This is a genomic window from Variovorax sp. Varisp36 (assembly GCF_047304235.1).
GTDB lineage: Bacteria > Pseudomonadota > Gammaproteobacteria > Burkholderiales > Burkholderiaceae_C > Variovorax.
Genome location: NZ_JBGLYU010000035.1, coordinates 27,661 through 43,297 on the forward strand (window position 1 = coordinate 27,661; position 15,637 = coordinate 43,297).

The 15,637-nt window shown below is 66.6% G+C and carries 13 protein-coding genes and 1 pseudogene; 3 read left to right on the forward strand and 11 right to left on the reverse strand.

Annotated elements, in window-relative coordinates; all coding sequences use genetic code 11:
- Positions 1-22 precede the first annotated feature (22 nt).
- The gene (locus ACCD11_RS19880) at positions 23-289 is read left to right on the forward strand and encodes a helix-turn-helix domain-containing protein (RefSeq protein WP_042672889.1); all 267 of its coding nucleotides are present in this window, start codon (positions 23-25) and stop codon (positions 287-289) included.
- On the opposite strand, the gene ACCD11_RS19885 is transcribed toward ACCD11_RS19880, so the two are convergent.
- Complete coding sequence (locus ACCD11_RS19885; protein ID WP_413315156.1) at positions 286-1,320, reverse strand: RNA methyltransferase; 1,035 nt, start codon at positions 1,318-1,320, stop codon at positions 286-288. The two genes, ACCD11_RS19880 and ACCD11_RS19885, sit on opposite strands and share 4 nt — an antisense overlap.
- 97 nt (positions 1,321-1,417) lie before the next feature.
- The gene (locus tag ACCD11_RS19890) at positions 1,418-1,966 is read right to left on the reverse strand and encodes a hypothetical protein (protein WP_413315157.1); all 549 of its coding nucleotides are present in this window, start codon (positions 1,964-1,966) and stop codon (positions 1,418-1,420) included.
- Here ACCD11_RS19890 and ACCD11_RS19895 point away from each other — a divergent pair.
- A complete protein-coding gene (locus ACCD11_RS19895) occupies positions 1,965-3,413 on the forward strand; it encodes an IS1182 family transposase (protein WP_413315158.1) in 1,449 nt (482 codons plus the stop codon). The genes ACCD11_RS19890 and ACCD11_RS19895 overlap by 2 nt on opposite strands.
- Positions 3,414-3,990: 577 nt before the next feature.
- Here the strand turns inward: ACCD11_RS19895 and ACCD11_RS19900 are convergent.
- Positions 3,991-4,683, reverse strand: coding sequence for a hypothetical protein (locus tag ACCD11_RS19900; protein ID WP_413315159.1), 693 nt, complete (start codon positions 4,681-4,683; stop codon positions 3,991-3,993).
- Between the two features lie 224 nt (positions 4,684-4,907).
- On the opposite strand from ACCD11_RS19900, the pseudogene ACCD11_RS19905 reads away from it, so the two are divergent.
- Positions 4,908-5,259, forward strand: a pseudogene (locus ACCD11_RS19905) (tyrosine-type recombinase/integrase); the annotation flags it as partial.
- A gap of 16 nt (positions 5,260-5,275) precedes the next feature.
- On the opposite strand, the gene ACCD11_RS19910 reads toward ACCD11_RS19905, so the two are convergent.
- The 8 genes from ACCD11_RS19910 to ACCD11_RS19945 all read right to left on the reverse strand — a co-directional run bounded on the left by ACCD11_RS19910 (position 5,276) and on the right by ACCD11_RS19945 (position 15,597).
- On the reverse strand, positions 5,276-6,400 hold the full coding sequence (locus ACCD11_RS19910) for a 3-deoxy-7-phosphoheptulonate synthase (RefSeq protein ID WP_413315160.1): 1,125 nt from the start codon (positions 6,398-6,400) through the stop codon (positions 5,276-5,278).
- Between the two features lie 73 nt (positions 6,401-6,473).
- Positions 6,474-7,685, reverse strand: coding sequence for a DUF1501 domain-containing protein (locus tag ACCD11_RS19915; RefSeq protein WP_007828080.1), 1,212 nt, complete (start codon positions 7,683-7,685; stop codon positions 6,474-6,476).
- A gap of 145 nt (positions 7,686-7,830) precedes the next feature.
- Entirely contained in the window at positions 7,831-9,393 is a 1,563-nt protein-coding gene (locus ACCD11_RS19920) for a DUF1800 domain-containing protein (RefSeq protein ID WP_413315161.1), read from the reverse strand.
- Between the two features lie 118 nt (positions 9,394-9,511).
- Positions 9,512-10,195 carry a DsbA family oxidoreductase gene (locus ACCD11_RS19925; RefSeq protein WP_007828076.1) on the reverse strand — a complete coding sequence of 228 codons (684 nt, stop codon included), beginning with the start codon at positions 10,193-10,195 and terminating at the stop codon, positions 9,512-9,514.
- 46 nt (positions 10,196-10,241) lie between these two features.
- Entirely contained in the window at positions 10,242-11,651 is a 1,410-nt protein-coding gene (locus ACCD11_RS19930) for an MFS transporter (protein WP_413315162.1), read from the reverse strand.
- A 28-nt stretch (positions 11,652-11,679) separates the two neighbouring features.
- Complete coding sequence (locus ACCD11_RS19935) at positions 11,680-13,563, reverse strand: bifunctional sugar phosphate isomerase/epimerase/4-hydroxyphenylpyruvate dioxygenase family protein (RefSeq protein WP_413315163.1); 1,884 nt, start codon at positions 13,561-13,563, stop codon at positions 11,680-11,682.
- A gap of 133 nt (positions 13,564-13,696) precedes the next feature.
- Entirely contained in the window at positions 13,697-14,461 is a 765-nt protein-coding gene (locus ACCD11_RS19940; protein WP_413315164.1) for an alpha/beta fold hydrolase, read from the reverse strand.
- Positions 14,458-15,597, reverse strand: coding sequence for a multidrug effflux MFS transporter (locus tag ACCD11_RS19945; RefSeq protein ID WP_237726028.1), 1,140 nt, complete (start codon positions 15,595-15,597; stop codon positions 14,458-14,460). The genes ACCD11_RS19940 and ACCD11_RS19945 overlap by 4 nt, the downstream gene beginning before the upstream one ends.
- Positions 15,598-15,637 lie beyond the last annotated feature (40 nt).

Here is a 15,637-nt window from a genome sequence, read left to right on the forward strand (position 1 = left end):
TCTCTGCGGTGACAATGCGGAAATGGCCAAAGGCAAACGAATTTCCGCAGACATCGGGGGCGACGCCATTCTGGCGATCAAGGAGCTGGGCGCCGCCGCCAAGCTGGCGCGCACCAGTGCCGGCGAGGGCCAGGCCGCCGCTGCCGCACGCCTGGGCGTTCACGTCCAGACCATCGCACGGATCGAATCAGGCGAGCCAGGCGTCGCCATCGGGCATGTGCTCGGCATGCTGGCTCTTTACGGGATCTCGGTGAAGCTGCAGCACCCGGACGCGGGCGGGTCGACCTAACGCCGGTCTTCGGTCTTTCGAAACAGCACCTGCACTTCGGCTGCGCGCGCCCTCAACTGGCCGCATCCGCCGTCGACATCCTGACCGGCTGAATTGCGCAGCTTCGTCAGGATGCCCCGCTCGTGCAGCGTGCGAGCCATCTGTTCGCAACGCTCCCACGACGGGCGGCTGAACGCCACGCCGTCGACCGCGTTGAAGGGAATCATGTTCAGCACGCCGTACTTGCCGGAGAGCAGCTGGACGATGCCTTCGATCTCATCCTGCCCGTCGTTGATGCCTTCCAACAGCGTCCACTGGTACTGGATCGGGTAGCCGGTGGCACGCGCATAGCGCTCGCCTGCGGCGACCAGTTCCTCGGGCGTCATGTTCGGCGCACGCGGCAGGAGCTTGCGGCGCAGATCGGCCTTGGTCGTGTGCAACGAGAGCGCCAGCGCAGGCTTCACGCGTTCCTGGTGCAGCCTCTCGAACGCGCGTGGATCGCCCACGGTCGAGAACACCAGGTTCTTGTGGCCAACGTTGCCCACCGTGCCGAGCAGGTCGATCGCCTCCATCACGTTGTCCAGGTTGTGGGCCGGTTCACCCATGCCCATGAACACCACCTTGCGCACCGGCCGCCGCATGCGCGCGAGGGCGACCTGGGCAATGATCTCGGCGCTTCCCACCTGGCGCAGCAAGCCTTCGCGGCCGGTCATGCAGAAGTGGCACCCGACGGCGCATCCGACCTGCGAGGAGACGCACAGGCCATCACGGGGCAGAAGCACGCTCTCCACGGTCTGGCCGTCCGCGAGGGCTACGAGCAGCCGCTCTGAACCATCGGCACCGGGATGCACCGCATGGATGCGCGCCAGCCCCGCAAGCTCGGCTTCGATCGACGGCAGGACAGCCATCAGCGACGACGGAAAGAAGCTCGACGGTTTACGCCTGCCGCTGTCCCGGGGCAGCGCATGGGACCACAGCCGCAGGATGCGTTGTTCGTGGCTGGGGCCGGCTCCGGCTTCGCGCAGTCGGCGTTTCAGTTCGTGGATTCGCATGCTGGGGCAGATTGTGCACGGCAGGCAGTCCGCTGCCGGTCATCGCGCAAGGAACGCAAGCGCCTTGCTCAGGAAGTCGGCGTGCAACCGAAGCACCTCAGGAGGCCTGCGGCAGGTCGCCGCCGCGAACGCCGACGGCGCTCTGCAGCCTATCAAGGTCCGGCGTGTCGGATTCGATGAAGAAGAGGTCCTCAGTCACGCCGGTGACGTTGTCGGCAATGCCGATGACGAACTCGCGGTCGAACGCCGAGCGCAGCTTTGCCAAATACCCGACAACGCGCACAACGTCGCCGAACCATCTAGCAGGCTCGTCGCCTAGGTTCGGTAGTGCCAAATTGATGCCAAGGTCCCAGTCGGGCAAATCATCAGGGTGGCTGCCGGACAGGTTTGTCTTCTGATTTACCACGGTCGGCCTTGATGTGACCCAGCCTGGCGCTTCGGCAAGCTCGACAAGCCTTTCCTCGATGAGCGCGGCGACGTCTTCTAGGTCAGAGTCGTCTACGTACGCATACAGGGTGTGTCGTTGCATGGTCCTACTGGAAGGTGGATCGGAATGTCCGGTTGTGGCCGAGGCTGTGTGAAAAGACTTCCAGTCCCGCCCTTCAAAAAATAAAATCGATGCACCCGTTTCAAGCGAGGTGCCCATGAAGCGATTCATCGAAGGCGAAGATCGACAGCAGGTCGCGCTGTTGCCGGAATGTCTTGATGACTATATCGGCGAAGACAACCCGGTGCGAGTGGTCGACGCCTTCGTCGAGGAACTGGATCTTCAGGCACTCGGCTTCAAAGGCGCGGACCCAGCTGCCACCGGTCGGCCTGCGTACCACCCGGCGGTGCTTCTCAAGCTCTACATCTACGGCTACCTGAACCGCATCCAGTCCAGCCGACGCCTGGAACGCGAGGCCCAACGCAACGTCGAGTTGATGTGGCTCACTGGCCGGCTTGCCCCGGACTTCAAGACCATTGCCGACTTCCGTCACGACAACGGCGCGGGCATCCGCAACGTCTGCAAGCGTTTCGTGGGCATGTGTCGGGAGCTCAAGCTGTTCACGCAGGCCATCGTGGCCATTGATGGCAGCAAATTCAAGGCGGTCAACAGCCGGGACCGCAACGTCACGCCAGCCAAGATCGATGCGCGCCAGCGGCAGATCGAGCAGAGCATCCAGCGCTACCTCGACGCGCTGGAGACCGCCGACCGTACGCAGCCCGCGGAGGTCGAGGCCAAGACCGAGCGACTGCAGGACAAGATCAAGAGGTTGCGCGAGCAGATGCGCCAGCTCGATGAGACCAAGGAGCAACTGCAGCACGAGCCCGACGGCCAGCGCTCCACCACCGATCCCGACTCACGCTCGATGAACTCGCAGGCCAAGGGCTCGGGCCTGGTGGGCTACAACGTGCAAGCGGCAGTCGATGCCAAGCACCATCTGATCATTGCCCACGAGGTGACGAACATCGGCAATGACCGAGCCCAGCTGAGCAAGATGGCGCAGGCCGCGCGCGAGGCGATGGGTAAAAGCAGGCTGCGCGTCTTCGCTGACCGTGGGTACTTCAACGGCACTGAGCTCAAGGCCTGTGAAGACACGGGCATCGCGACTTACGTGCCCAAGCCGATGACCTCGGGCGCCAAGGCCCAGGGGCGCTTCGACAAGAGCGACTTCATCTACATCGCCAGGGATGACCAGTACCAGTGCCCAGCAGGCGAACGCGCAATCTATCGGTTCAACACGATCGAGAGGAATGGCCTGAACGCACGCGTCTACTGGACCAGTGCTTGCCCTCGTTGCTCCATGAAAGATGAGTGCACAACCAGCGACTACCGGCGCATCCGTCGATGGGAGCACGAACAGGTTCTGGAGCGCGTCCAGCGGCGGCTGGACAGGAAACTTGACGCCATGACCCTGCGACGACGCACTGTGGAGCACGTGTTCGGTACGCTGAAACACTGGATGGGGTCCACCCACTTCCTGACGAAGACGCTGGAGCACGTAAGCACCGAGATGAGCCTGCACGTGCTGGCGTACAACCTCAAGCGGGTGATGCGGATTCTGGGGATGGCGAAGACGATGAAGGCGATGCGGTTGGTGGGGCCGTGAGCCTCTCAAATGCGGCCTTACCGATATGCGGCGCCTCAGCACGTGCAAACGAGGTCACTCGCGACAATTCGCTTGCTGGGGGCATCGAGACCCATCAGGACACTCGCTAACGCGAGGGTCCGGCATACTGGGCGCGATGAGGGCGTTTCCACACAGCCTCGGCCGCAATGAGCCCTAATCGTCCACCTCGACAATCTTAGGGCCCAATCGATCGAGCTCGTTGCGCTGACCTTCGGTCAAGGCGCGTCGCGCGAGTACAAGTGACTGCAACCCCGGGATGCCAGCCAACGCTGCGACGGCCGCAATGGCAGGCGTCATTTTCGGTTCACTGTATTGAAAGCGACGTGAGGCAAGCGCGCCCCGATTGGAAAACCGGGAGGCGCCGGCGAACTTCCGTTCTCGGCCTACTTTGCCCGGCGCTGCAAACGGCCGGTTGTGGCCGAATGTAGCCGGTTGCGACGGCCGGAACTTCGGGTTCATCGCCGTCTTTCGAGTCAGCCAAGGCACCAATGCGACTCTTGTGCTCGACGGAGGGCGCAGGCCGCAGAGGCAAACGCCACTGCTGCTAGTTCGCTCTCTAGGCGGCCCTCACGAACTTGCAGATCTCATGCGAATACTCTCGCAGAAACGCTTGCTTGTTGGGAAGTGGCTCCGTACTGTGCGGCGGTGGGACGTCCATGAACGAGAAATGCCCAGCCCCTTCGGTGATGCGGACATCCACGATGTTCCGATCGTGCATGGCACTTGCAAGCCATTCTGTTTGGATTGGCGGCGTGATGCTGTCTGCCGACCCCACCCACGCCAGAACTGGAATTCGCACGGCATCAAGTGCGGCCGGAGCTTGAAAGAAACCGGTTGGCGGCGCCAAAAGGGCCAGACGAGCCAAGCGACGGTCCGGTGCAATGCTGACGCGCCGACCTGGCCCCAACCACAGTTGAGCGCCGGCCATTGCAACGAGGATGGCAGCACCGATCGAATGCCCCACGCCCATTGCTTTTGCGGAGGGCTCAACGAATGCGTCCAGGGCAAGGGCGAGGCGTCTTGCCCGGAGGGCCAGTTCCTCCTCTGTTGGGGTAGTCGAAGCAAGTCGCTCGAAATGTGGGGCAACAACCGTCCAACCAGATTCAGTCAAGGCGTCCAGAAGCGTAGAAAGCCGTTCCGGCTGACCGCCCGATCCGACTGAGAAAAGAACGACTGGCGAACCTGTGGCAGCTTTGCGAACTGACACCTCAAATGAATCACCGTTGTCTTGCAGCGTCTGCGTCAGCACCAGAAATGGCTCCTCGGAGCAATGGATTCGATAGGGATTTGTGGGATCTATTGGACGCCACGGACAAAGTGACCAATGTCCCAGCGTCTGTCTTCGGTGGATTCTGTGCAAATGCTAGAGGCCGGTCCTGGCCGATTGTGCCCCTTGCTGCCGCAGGTCAAAACATAGCCGCGAAAGCCGATGCCCAATCCAGCGAAGCAGGCGCGGCACCAAGGACAGCTGCAGTCCGGCCCGCGCATCTTGTCAGCCTGAAGGTCAGGGACGTTTGCCACGGAGAGCAAAGGCAACAGTGATGCAGCGCAAGACGCAGCGTCCGGTGCAGTTCGAGCTCACGCCCGGAACCCGCGAGCCTGTGCAGGCGTGGATTCAGCACGCCGGGCTGCGATCGGACGACGTCCTGTTCCCGAGCCGAATGCACGACTCGCCGCACCTCGGCACCCGGCAGTACGCCCGGATTCTTGGTGGCTGGGTCAGAGAGCTTGGCACTCGATGCGACGGACGAAGGCGACCCTGATCTACCGGCGGACGAGGAACCTCCGTGCGGTGCAGTTGCTGCTCGGCCACTCCAAGCTTGAGCAGGCCCCCTCCAGCCTCACCCCTTCGACACCCGCCGCCGCTCCTTCACCGCCGAAGCCAGCCCCTCAAGCACCGGCACCGTCTGCGCAAAGCCGATGCAGGCATCGGTGATCGAAACCCCATGCTTCAGCGCAACCCCGGGCTTCAGGTCCTGCCGTCCTTCCTCCAGATGGCTCTCGATCATGATGCCCGTGATGCGCCGCTCGCCCGCCGCGATCTGCGCTGCCACGTCTTCGGCGACCACGATCTGCCGCTGGTGCTGCTTGCTGCTGTTGCCGTGCGAGACATCGATCATCACCTGCGGCCGCAGGCCATTCGCCAGCAGCGCCTCGCAGCTGGCCGCGACATCCGCGGCCGAATAGTTGGGGGCCTTGCCGCCGCGCAGGATCACGTGGCAGTCGTCGTTGCCGCGGGTCTCGAAGATCGCCGCCATGCCCATCTTGGTCATGCCCATGAAGGCATGCGGCGCGCGGGCCGCGAGGATGGCGTCGGCCGCAACCTTGACGCTGCCGTCGGTGCCGTTCTTGAAGCCGACCGGGCAGCTCAGGCCCGACGCCAGCTGCCGGTGGCTCTGGCTCTCGGTGGTGCGGGCGCCGATGGCACCCCAGGCGATCAGGTCGGCAATGAACTGCGGGCTCAACAGGTCGAGGAACTCGGTGCCGGTCGGCAGGCCCAGGGTGGTCAGTTCGAGCAGCAGGCGCCGCGCGCGCTCCAGCCCTTCGTTGATCGCGAAGCTGCCGTCCAGGTGCGGGTCGTTGATGTAGCCCTTCCAGCCCACGGTGGTGCGCGGCTTCTCGAAGTAGGCACGCATCACGATGAGCAGGTCGTCCTGCAGCGAATCGGAGACGATCTTCAGGCGCTGTGCGTATTCGATGGCCTGGTCGTGGTCATGGATGGAGCACGGGCCGACCACGACCACCAGCCGGTCGTCGCGGCCGTGCAGCACGTCGGCAATTTCCGCGCGGCTGCGCTCGACCAGCGCCAGCGTGTTGTCGCGCACGGGCACGCGTTCCTGCAGCAGCGCGGGGGTGATGAGCGGACGGACGGCGCCGATGCGCACGTCGTCGATGCGCGTGGTGTCGAGCGTGCTGTCGCGGGAGCCGACTTCGGCGTCGTGGAGGGGGTCGTCGAGGCGGGGCATGGTGGTCTTGGCTGTGGTTTCGAATGGAGCTTCCTCGATTGTCCACTCGAAGGCCCCATGGCCGATCCGCCCGTCAGACCAGCTGCAGATCCTTCGGCGCCACCCCATCGAACACCTTCGCCAGCTGCGCCGGCGACAAGCCATACATCCGCCTGAACAACCCGCCGAACACCGCCCGGTATTCATTGAGCACCGGATAGTCCCGGTTCTCGAACAGCGTCGCCTGCGTCAGCGCCTGCTGCTCGCCGACGACGCGCCCGCCCGCCTGTGCCGACAGCCCGCCGCCGAGCACCCAGTACACGGTGCCGTGCCCGTGGTCGGTGCCGCGGTTGCCGTTCTCGCGGAAGGTGCGGCCGAACTCGCTGATGACGACGACCACGGTCTGGCGCCATGCATCCTCGCCCATCTCCTGCGCGAAGCCGGCCACGCCGCGGCCCAGTTCTTCAAAACGGTTGGCAAGGTAGCCGGTGGCACCGCCCTGCCCCACGTGCGTGTCCCAGCCGCCGACGTCGACGAAGCCCAGGTCGAAGCGGTCGCGCATCAGCAGCGCCATGCGGCGCGCCACGAGCTCGAAGCCCTTGGCGCTCATGGCGTTGCGGCTGGCCGCGTCCATCTCGGCCTGCACGGCGCGCATGACTTCATCGCGCACCTGGAAGCCCTCGGCCACGGGCTGCGCGAGTGCGGTGTTGCGGTACATGGCCGCGATGACCTGGCTCTGCCGCGCGTCGAGGGCCGAGCGCGCATTGCCCGCGAGCGCCATGTTGGCGGCCTTGGCGTTGCCGCGCAGCGAGATCGGTAGCTGGTCGGTGAAGGCGATGGGCGACACGTCGGTGGCGGGCCCCGCGCCGAGCACGCCGGCCAGCCGGTTGAGAAAGCCCGAGCGGTAGTCGCGGCGCTTGTCGAGCGCCTGGCCGAGTTCGATGGAGTCCTGCGTCTCGAAGTGGCTGCGCGTGAGGTCGTCGGTGCCGGCGAAGGCGATGAAGGACGCCTGCTTCTGCTGGAACAGTGGCATCACGGTTTGCGCGAGCGCCGGGTGCAGGCCCCAGTTGCCGTCGATCGGAAGCGCGCCGTTGGGTGTGCCGGGGCGCGCGATGGCGATGTTGGGCCGCGAGGCGTAGTAGAAGTCGCTGCTGGTCGGCACGAGCAGGTTGCTGCAGTCGTACGCGCCGCGCAGGAACACGACCAGCAGCTTGGTGCCTTCGGCGGCGGGCGCGGCCATCAGCTGGCCGGCGGCGCCTGCGAACGGGGCGGCGGCGATGAGCTTCAAGAGTTCTCGACGTTGCATGACGGTTGTCCTTTCTTTTGCCTTGCTCCTTCCCCCTCTGGGGGAAGGTTGGGATGGGGGCAAGCGGCACTCGATCAAACACCGAAGCGGAACCAGCGCCGCTTGCCCCCACCCCTGCCCTCCCCAGCGGGGAGGGAGAAAAACATCAGCGGCGCATCAGCTCGGGCGACGCCAGCAGGAAGGTATTCCATTCCTGCGGATTCTTCGCCTGCGCCAGCGCCTCGCGCGTATCCGCACTCAGGCCGCCCTGCATCGCGCGAACCGCTGGCGATTCGGCCAGCGGCGGAAAGGCGGGCTTCTCCAGCGGCGCCTTGTCGTCCGTGCGGAACAGCACCGCGCCGTTCGCACCGATGGCACGCGCGATCTCGAAGCGCGTGTTCATCTGCCCCGCACTGGCCCATGCGGCTTCATTGAGCGGATAGCCATCGGGCGTCTCGTGGCCGTACAGCTGCTCGCCCATGCGGTTGATCCAGTTGAGCACGGGGTTCACGTCCGACGCGACACGGCCGTCGTATGCGAGCCGCACGCCGGCCATCACGTAGTGCACCGGGTCGCGGAACTTGCGACCCAGCGATGCAGAGAACTCGGGCGATTCGAACAGCGACTTCAGTGTGATGGCGATGTCGCCGTCGCTGCGCGTGAAGGCCGCGGCCATGCGGTCGACCAGCGCGGGCGGTGGATCGTCCGACACGAAGTACACGGCGAGCTTGCGCGAGATGAAGCGCGCGGTGGCCGGCGCGCGCGCGAGGCGGTCGAGCGCCTCGTCGGCCTCGGCCAATCCACGGCTCTGGATGGGTTGGCCCAGCAGCGTCTTCGGCCCGTAGTCGTGCCGGTTCGGGTTGAACTCGAACAGGCCCTTGCGCACGTAGTCGGCACGCACGGGCGGCCGCACATTGGGCGGTGGCGCATCGAGCGGCTGGTAGCTCACGCCCACGCCGGTGAGCACGCGCGCCAGCTCTTGCACGTCGGCCTGCGAATAGCCGCCCCCCACGCCCAGCGTGTGCAGCTCCATCAGCTCGCGCGCGTAGTTCTCGTTGATGCGGTTGGCGCCGTTCTGCGCGTTGTCGAGGTAGCGCAGCATCGCGGGGTGGTGCAGCGTGGCGCCGAGCAGGTCGCGGAACCTGCCGAGCGCGTGCGGGCGGATGGCGTTCTCTTCGTAGTCGCCCACCATCGCACGGATGTTGTCCTTGCGCAGGTTGACGTTGAAGTGATTCATCCAGAACCACGTCATCTGCTCCTGCAGCTGGTTGGGCGAGTACAGCGCGCGCAGCACGAAGCGCTGCTGCGCCTCGCGAGCGAGCTGGTTGAGTTGCTGCTGGTAAGCCTGCCGCGCGGCCTTTTTCTGCTCTTCGTCGGGCAGCGCATCGGCGGCCTTGCGCTGCGCGTCGAGTTCGGAGACGAGCTGATCGAGCGGCGTGCGCGAGATGGCCATCGCATCGATCTGCGCCTGCGCGGCCGGCGGCAGCGGCGCGGGCCGCGGGTTGAGCTGGTCGCGCATCCACAGCGACAGGCCGCGCTTCGCCAGCCGTGCGTCGCCGCTCGCGTTGGCGCCCCAGCTCACGCGGTCGAGCCAGCGCAGGCGCGTGGCTTCGTTCACCGGAGCGGAGGGCAGCGATACCGATACCAGTGGCCGATGGTCTCCCGGCGCGCTCGCGCAGGCCGCGAGCAGCGCCACCACACAGGCGCCGAGTAGGCTTTTCTTATTCATCGGAACTCCTGGGCGTGAGCGTGAAGAGGATGCTCCTCTCAACCACTGCGCCCCGCTGCGCGTTGACGCTCTTTACCTTCGCAGCGCTGCGCCAGGAGGCGCCTAAGCGTCAGCTAAGTCAGGCTACCGACACGCTCGGCGGCGCAGCGCCGGCAATCTGCCGCAGCGCGCGCTCGAACACCTCGACGGGTTGGCCGCCCGAAATGAGGTGCTGGTCGTTGATGATGATTGCGGGCACCGAGTGGATGCCGGCGTCGGTGTACATGCGCTCGCGTTCGCGCGTTTCCTGCGCGAATTCGTCGCTGTCCAGGATCTGGCGCGCACGCACCGGGTCGAGCCCCGCTTCGGTCGCCGCGCGCACCAGCACTTCGGGGTCCGACGGGTTCTGGCTGTCGGTGAAGTAGGCCTTCAGCAGCAGCTTCTTGAGTGCCGCCTGCCGTGCCGGGCTCTCGAGCTCGGCCCAGTGCAGCAGCCGGTGCGCGTTGAAGGTGTTGTAGACGCGCGGCCGGCCTCCGGGGCTGAACTCGAATCCGACGGCAGCGCCGCGCTGGCGGATCATCTCGCGCGACTGGGCTTGTTGCTCGCGCGTGGAGCCGTACTTCTGGTTCAGGTGCTCGAAGGTGTCCTGGCCTTCGGGCGGCATCTGCGGGTTCAACTCGAAGGGCTGGAAGTGCAGTTCCGCGGTGACCCCGGGCGCCACGTTCCTGAGCGCCGCCTCGAGCGAGCTCAGGCCGACGGCGCACCAGGGACAGGACACATCGGAGACGAAGTCGATCTTGAGGTGGGAAGAAGAGGTAGTCATGGCGCCATTCTTCATGGCGCCACAACCCCTGGCATGCGAAAGGTCTTCAGGCCGCGGCCTTGGCCATGCGCGCTTCCGCCAGCGTCTTCTCGCGCAGGAGGTCGTACTCGGCCTTGTCGACCGGGATCGCGTCGGGCTTGCCCAGGTCGTTCATGTGCACGCGGTAGGTTTCGCGGGCAGTCCAGGCCGAGACCGCGGCGATGGCGCAGATCGCCAGCGTGATGGCACCGACGGTCAGCGGGATGTTGGTGGCGCCGGGGGGCGCGACCGCCACGAACAGCGCCGGCAGCAGCGCGGTGATCGCGGTACCGATGTTCTGCGAGATCGCCATGCCAGAGACGCGGGTGCGCGTGGGGAACATCTCCGGGTAGAAGCTCGGGAACACGGCGTTGTAGCCCTGGTAGACCACGCCCCACATCAGGAGCGACATCACGATGGCCAGCGGCACGTTGTGGATGCTGATGGCGTACAGGTAGCCGAACGACAGCAGGCCCGAACCGAGGGCACCGATGGCGATCGGCAGGCGGCGGCCGATCTTGTCCGACAGGGTGCCGACGAACGGGATCACGATCACGGCCACGATGTTGCCCATCACCGGAATCCAGAGGTAGATGTCCTTCTCGAAGTTGATGCCGTAGCCGGGCTGCACCGCGTAGGCGGCGCCGAAGATGGTCGCGACCACCGGGATCACGTTCATCAGGGAGCACAGCAGCACGCGCAGCATGTCGGGCCAGCTTTCGGTCACGGCCTGGATCACCGGCGCCTTCGGCACAGCCGCGCTCTTGTCGACTTCGGCGAAAGCGGGTGTCTCTTCCACTTCCTTGCGGATGATGTAGCCGGCCACGATGACGATGAAGCTCAGCAGGAACGGAATGCGCCAGCCCCAGGAGTTGAAGGCCTCCTTGTCCATGTAGTGCGCGAGCGGCAGGAACACCGCGGCCGCCATGATCTGGCCGGCCTGCACGCCCTGCAGCGTGAAGCTCGCGAAGAAGCCGCGACGCCCGAATGGCGCGTGCTCCAGGATCATCGAACTCGCGCCGGAAATCTCGCCGGCCACCGCGAAGCCCTGGATCAGGCGCAGCAGCACCAGCAGCGCGGGCGCCCACAGGCCGACCTGGTCATATGTCGGCAGCAGGCCGACGGCAACGGTGGAAAGGCCCATCAGGAACATGCACAGGATGAGCACGTTCTTGCGGCCGTGCGTGTCGCCCCAGTGGCCCAGCAGCACTGCGCCGATCGGTCGTGCGACGTAGCCCACGCCGTACGTCGCGAGCGACGCGATGATCGCGATCTGCGGATCGCCCTTCGGAAAGAAGATCTGCGGAAAGATCAGCGCCGCCGCGGTGGCGTAGATGAAGAAGTCGTAGTACTCCAGCGCCGAGCCGATCCAGCCGCTCGCGGTGGCCTTCTTCGACTGGTGCTTGCCTTTCGGCTCGTGGGCCGTGGTGGTTGCCATGGTTTGTCTCCGGGTTGACGAAAAAAATCTATTCCTGCGCCTGCGATGCCATGCGCGCGGGTGCGTTGAGCGCGCCGTAGGCGTCGTAGCCTGCGGTGCGCTGTGCCAGTTCGAAGAACAGTCCGCCTTCGATGTTCTCGGTGTAGATGTGCAAGTAGTCGCCGGCCGGCGAACGGTCGAACAGCACGCCCGCTTCGCGCATGCGCGCCAGCAGTTCGGGCGCGATGTCGATGCGCGTAGCCAGGTCGTCGTAGTAGTTGTCGGAGATGGGCACGAAGCGCGTGCCGTTGGCGCGCAGTTTCGCGGCCGAGTCGAAGATGTCCGCGCAGCCCAGCGCGATGTGGTGCACCGCGCCGCCGCCGGTCACGCTCAGCGTGCGCGCGGTGCGGGTGCGCTGGCTCAGCGACACGTTGAGCACCAGCCGCACACTGCGGTCCGCGTTGGCGACGCCGCGGCTGCGGATCAGGCCGAAGGGATCGGCCAGCTCCAGGCTTTCGCCGGGTTCCAGGCCGAGCACGGCGCGTGTGAACAGCACCCAGGTGTCGAGCTGGTCGACCGCCAGGCCCAGGGCCACGTGGTCGATGCGCTGCAGGCCGGCGTCGTTGGCATCGGCGCCCTCGTCCTGCAGGACGAAGTCGGCCTCGTACAGGCCGTTGGCACCCAGCGCCTCGGGCACGAAGTGAATGAGGTTGCCGCCCGGCGCGACGATGGCGGGCACGTGCAGTTCGTGGGGACCGACCGGGCTGTCGTGCCGCTGCGAACGCATGGCGGTGGCGCGGTCCACGGCCGCGAGCGGGTCGCCGCAGCGCACGCCCAGCGCGCACACCGAGGTGCCATGCGCCTCGAAGCGGCCGCGCGCGAACGAATCGGGCTGTGCGTTGACGATCAGGTTGATCTCGCCCTGGCGGTACAGCGTCACGGCCTTGGAGCGATGCTTGCCGATGCGGCGGAAGCCGAGCTGCTTCACCAGCGTGTCCAGCGTTGCGGCCGAAGCCTCGTCGGCCGCGAACTCGATGAACGACAGGCCCGACAGCGCGGACACCGGCGGCGGGTTGAACAGCTCCACCTGCAGTGGCTGCATCGGGGCTTCGGCAACCAACCGCCCGCGCGCTTCGCTTTCGAGGTACAGCAGCGAGCGCATGGCGTCCACCGCGGTGCGGCGGTTCGGCGTCTCGCGGAAGATGTCGTTGAAGATCTCGAGCGACAGCGGCCCGGTGTAGCCCGCGCGCAGCACCTGCTCGAAGAAGCCGACCACGTCGAAGTCGCCCTGCCCCGGGAACGAGCGGTGGTGGCGCGCCCACTGCAGCACGTCCATCGACAGCAGCGGCGCATCGGCCATCTGCAGGAAGAAGATCTTGTCGCCCGGAATGGCGGCGATGCCGGTCGGGTCGTCCTTCAGCGAGAGCGTGTGGAAGCTGTCGAGGATCAGGCCCAGGTGCGGATGATCGGCGCGCCGCACGATGTCCCAGGCCTGGCCGTACAGCGAGGTGTGGCGGCCCCAGGCCAGTGCCTCGAAGCCCACGCGCAGGTTGCGGCGCGCGGCGCGCTCGGCCAGTTCGTGCAGCTGCGCGGCGGCAAGCGCCGGGTCGTTCACCGACAGCGGCGAGGTGTTCGAGCAGCACAGCACCGTCGGCGCGCCCATGGCTTCCATCAGGTCGAACTTGCGCTCGGCTCGCTCCAGGCTGCGGCGGAACTGCGGCTCGGGCATGCCCTCGAAATCGCGGAACGGCTGGTACAGGTCGATGCTCAGGCCAAGGTCGCCTGCAATGCGGCCCAGCTCTGCCGCCGTGCCCTTGAAGTTGATGAAGTCGGCCTCGAACAGCTCGATGCCGTCGAAGCCGGCGGCAGCGACGGCTTCGAGCTTCTGGCGGAGCGTGCCGCTGAGCGAGACGGTGGCGATGGAGCGGTGCATGGGGTGGACTTTAGGAATACCCAGCCCTCGCCACAATCAATTCCGAGGCCGACTGATCGATGATCGATCACATGCGTTCATCATTCGCACGAAATACGGGATACACCTAGGCTCCAGGCCCGGCTGGCGGCCTTCAAAGGCTGCGCCAGAAATCGATCAGCAGCTGCGTGAACTCCAGCGGGCGTTCGACGGCGCTCAGGTGCGCGGCGTCGATGGTGACGAGGCGCGCGCCCGGAATGGCACCGGCCATGGCCTGCGACATCGCCATCGGCGTGGCCTCGTCCTGCAGTCCGCCGATCACCAGCGTGGGCACCGCCATGCGGTGGTTGCTCTCGCGGAAATCGATGGCCGCGACGGCGTTGCAGCTCTCGATGTAGCCCTGCACGTCGGTGCGCACCAGCACGTCGTGCAGCGCCTTCGCGGCGGCCGCGCCCTCGGGCGTGCCCGCGTAGGCCGGCGTGAGCCAGCGCGCCACGGCGCCCGGGGCAATGGCGGCCACACCCTTGGCGGCCACCGTCTCGACGCGCGCGCGCCAGGGGGACTGATCGGGGTAGTGCGCGGCCGAATTGGCGATCACCACCGTCTTCAGCAATTCGGGATGCCGCACCGCCAGCGCCTGCGCCGTCATGCCGCCCATCGATAGGCCGACGAAGTGCACCGGCTCGCCGCCCGCCTCGCGCTCGATGAGCTCGGCCACGTCCTGCGCCAGTGTCTCGACGCGCAGCGCGCCTGGCACCACTTCCGACGCGCCGTGGTTGCGATGGTCGTAGCGCAGCACCGTGTGGGCGCGCGCGAGCTGGGCGGCCACGCCGTTCCACATGCTCAGGTCGCAGCCGAGCGCATGGCTGAGCACGACGATGGGACCATCGCCTTCGCGGACGACATTCAGACGGGTCATGGTGTGGTTTCCTTTTTCGGGTGTTGAAGACGCGGCAGCCAGAGGAACGCGATGGCCACCAGCACGCTGCCGGCCAGCAGCATGGGCACGACCATCGGCCAGGCGCCATGGGAAAAATCGGCGTCGACGAAATGCGAGGCCGCCTGGCCCACGCAGAACGCGACCATCATCATGCCGAAGCCGGACCACGATACGGCCCGGCCCGCCAGATGCGGCAAATCACCCACCGCGCCCGCCTGTCCGCAGGGCTGGTGGATGCCATGGCCGAGGCAATACACGGCATGGCCGAGCAGCAGCGGCACGGCACTCAGCGGCATCAGCCAGCAGCCGAGCGCCTGGACGAGCGCCCCTGCCAGGCTCAGCGAAGCGCCCAGCCGCACGGTGCGCACCGGTCCATAGCGCCGGAGCAGCGTGCGGCACATGGTGGTGCTGAAGATGTAGACCAGCGAGCCGCCGGCCGGGATCCATCCGTACCACGCGGGCGACCAGCCCAGGTAGCCGATGTAGACCATCGGCGACAGCAGCAGGAAGCAGAACAGCCCGCCCCACGTCGCCGCCGCCAGCGAGGCCCAGGCGCGGAAGGACCGGCTTGCGAACACGGCACGCGTGCTGCCGCGCGGCGCGGACGACTCGCCCTCGCCCGGCGGCTTGCGCGTTTCGCCGAACGAGCGCCAGCACAGCGCGAACAGCACCGAGGCATACACCGCCATCGCGACCATCACCCAGCGCCAGCCCGCGCCCTGCACCAGCCACGCGCCGAGCAGCGGCGCCGTCAGGCCGACCACGCCCAGCCCGGTCAGGCCGCGCGCCATCACATGCGGACCTTCGTGCGCGGGGTACAGGTCGCGCACCGCCGCGCGCGAACACACGAGGATCGCCGCCATCGAGAAGCCCTGCAGCGCGCGCCAGCCCGCAAGCAGCGTCACGCTGCCCGCGAGCGCGCCGCCCAATGCCGCGAGCACGTAGCAGCCGAGCCCCGCCAGCAGCACCGGTCGGCGCCCGAAGCGGTCGGCCAGCGGGCCGCACAGCAGCTGCGCGAAGCCGAAGGCCAGCACGAACAGCGTGAGGCTGGTGCTGGCGGAGCCGAGTTCCTTCGCAATGGCCGGCAGCGCCGGCAGGTAGCTGTCGGTGGCCATCGGCTGCGCCGCCAGCAGCAGTGGCAGCAGCAAGGTGAAG

What these genes read in the sequence shown, in the direction of transcription:
- ACCD11_RS19880 (WP_042672889.1), top strand. Translation starts at nt 23, where the DNA reads ATGGCCAAAGGCAAACGAATTTCCGCAGACATCGGGGGCGACGCCATT.
- ACCD11_RS19885 (WP_413315156.1), bottom strand. Translation starts at nt 1,320, where the DNA reads ATGCGAATCCACGAACTGAAACGCCGACTGCGCGAAGCCGGAGCCGGC.
- ACCD11_RS19895 (WP_413315158.1), top strand. Translation starts at nt 1,965, where the DNA reads ATGAAGCGATTCATCGAAGGCGAAGATCGACAGCAGGTCGCGCTGTTG.
- ACCD11_RS19890 (WP_413315157.1), bottom strand. Translation starts at nt 1,966, where the DNA reads ATGGGCACCTCGCTTGAAACGGGTGCATCGATTTTATTTTTTGAAGGG.
- ACCD11_RS19910 (WP_413315160.1), bottom strand. Translation starts at nt 6,400, where the DNA reads ATGCCCCGCCTCGACGACCCCCTCCACGACGCCGAAGTCGGCTCCCGC.
- ACCD11_RS19915 (WP_007828080.1), bottom strand. Translation starts at nt 7,685, where the DNA reads ATGCAACGTCGAGAACTCTTGAAGCTCATCGCCGCCGCCCCGTTCGCA.
- ACCD11_RS19920 (WP_413315161.1), bottom strand. Translation starts at nt 9,393, where the DNA reads ATGAATAAGAAAAGCCTACTCGGCGCCTGTGTGGTGGCGCTGCTCGCG.
- ACCD11_RS19925 (WP_007828076.1), bottom strand. Translation starts at nt 10,195, where the DNA reads ATGACTACCTCTTCTTCCCACCTCAAGATCGACTTCGTCTCCGATGTG.
- ACCD11_RS19930 (WP_413315162.1), bottom strand. Translation starts at nt 11,651, where the DNA reads ATGGCAACCACCACGGCCCACGAGCCGAAAGGCAAGCACCAGTCGAAG.
- ACCD11_RS19935 (WP_413315163.1), bottom strand. Translation starts at nt 13,563, where the DNA reads ATGCACCGCTCCATCGCCACCGTCTCGCTCAGCGGCACGCTCCGCCAG.
- ACCD11_RS19940 (WP_413315164.1), bottom strand. Translation starts at nt 14,461, where the DNA reads ATGACCCGTCTGAATGTCGTCCGCGAAGGCGATGGTCCCATCGTCGTG.
- ACCD11_RS19945 (WP_237726028.1), bottom strand. Translation starts at nt 15,597, where the DNA reads ATGGCCACCGACAGCTACCTGCCGGCGCTGCCGGCCATTGCGAAGGAA.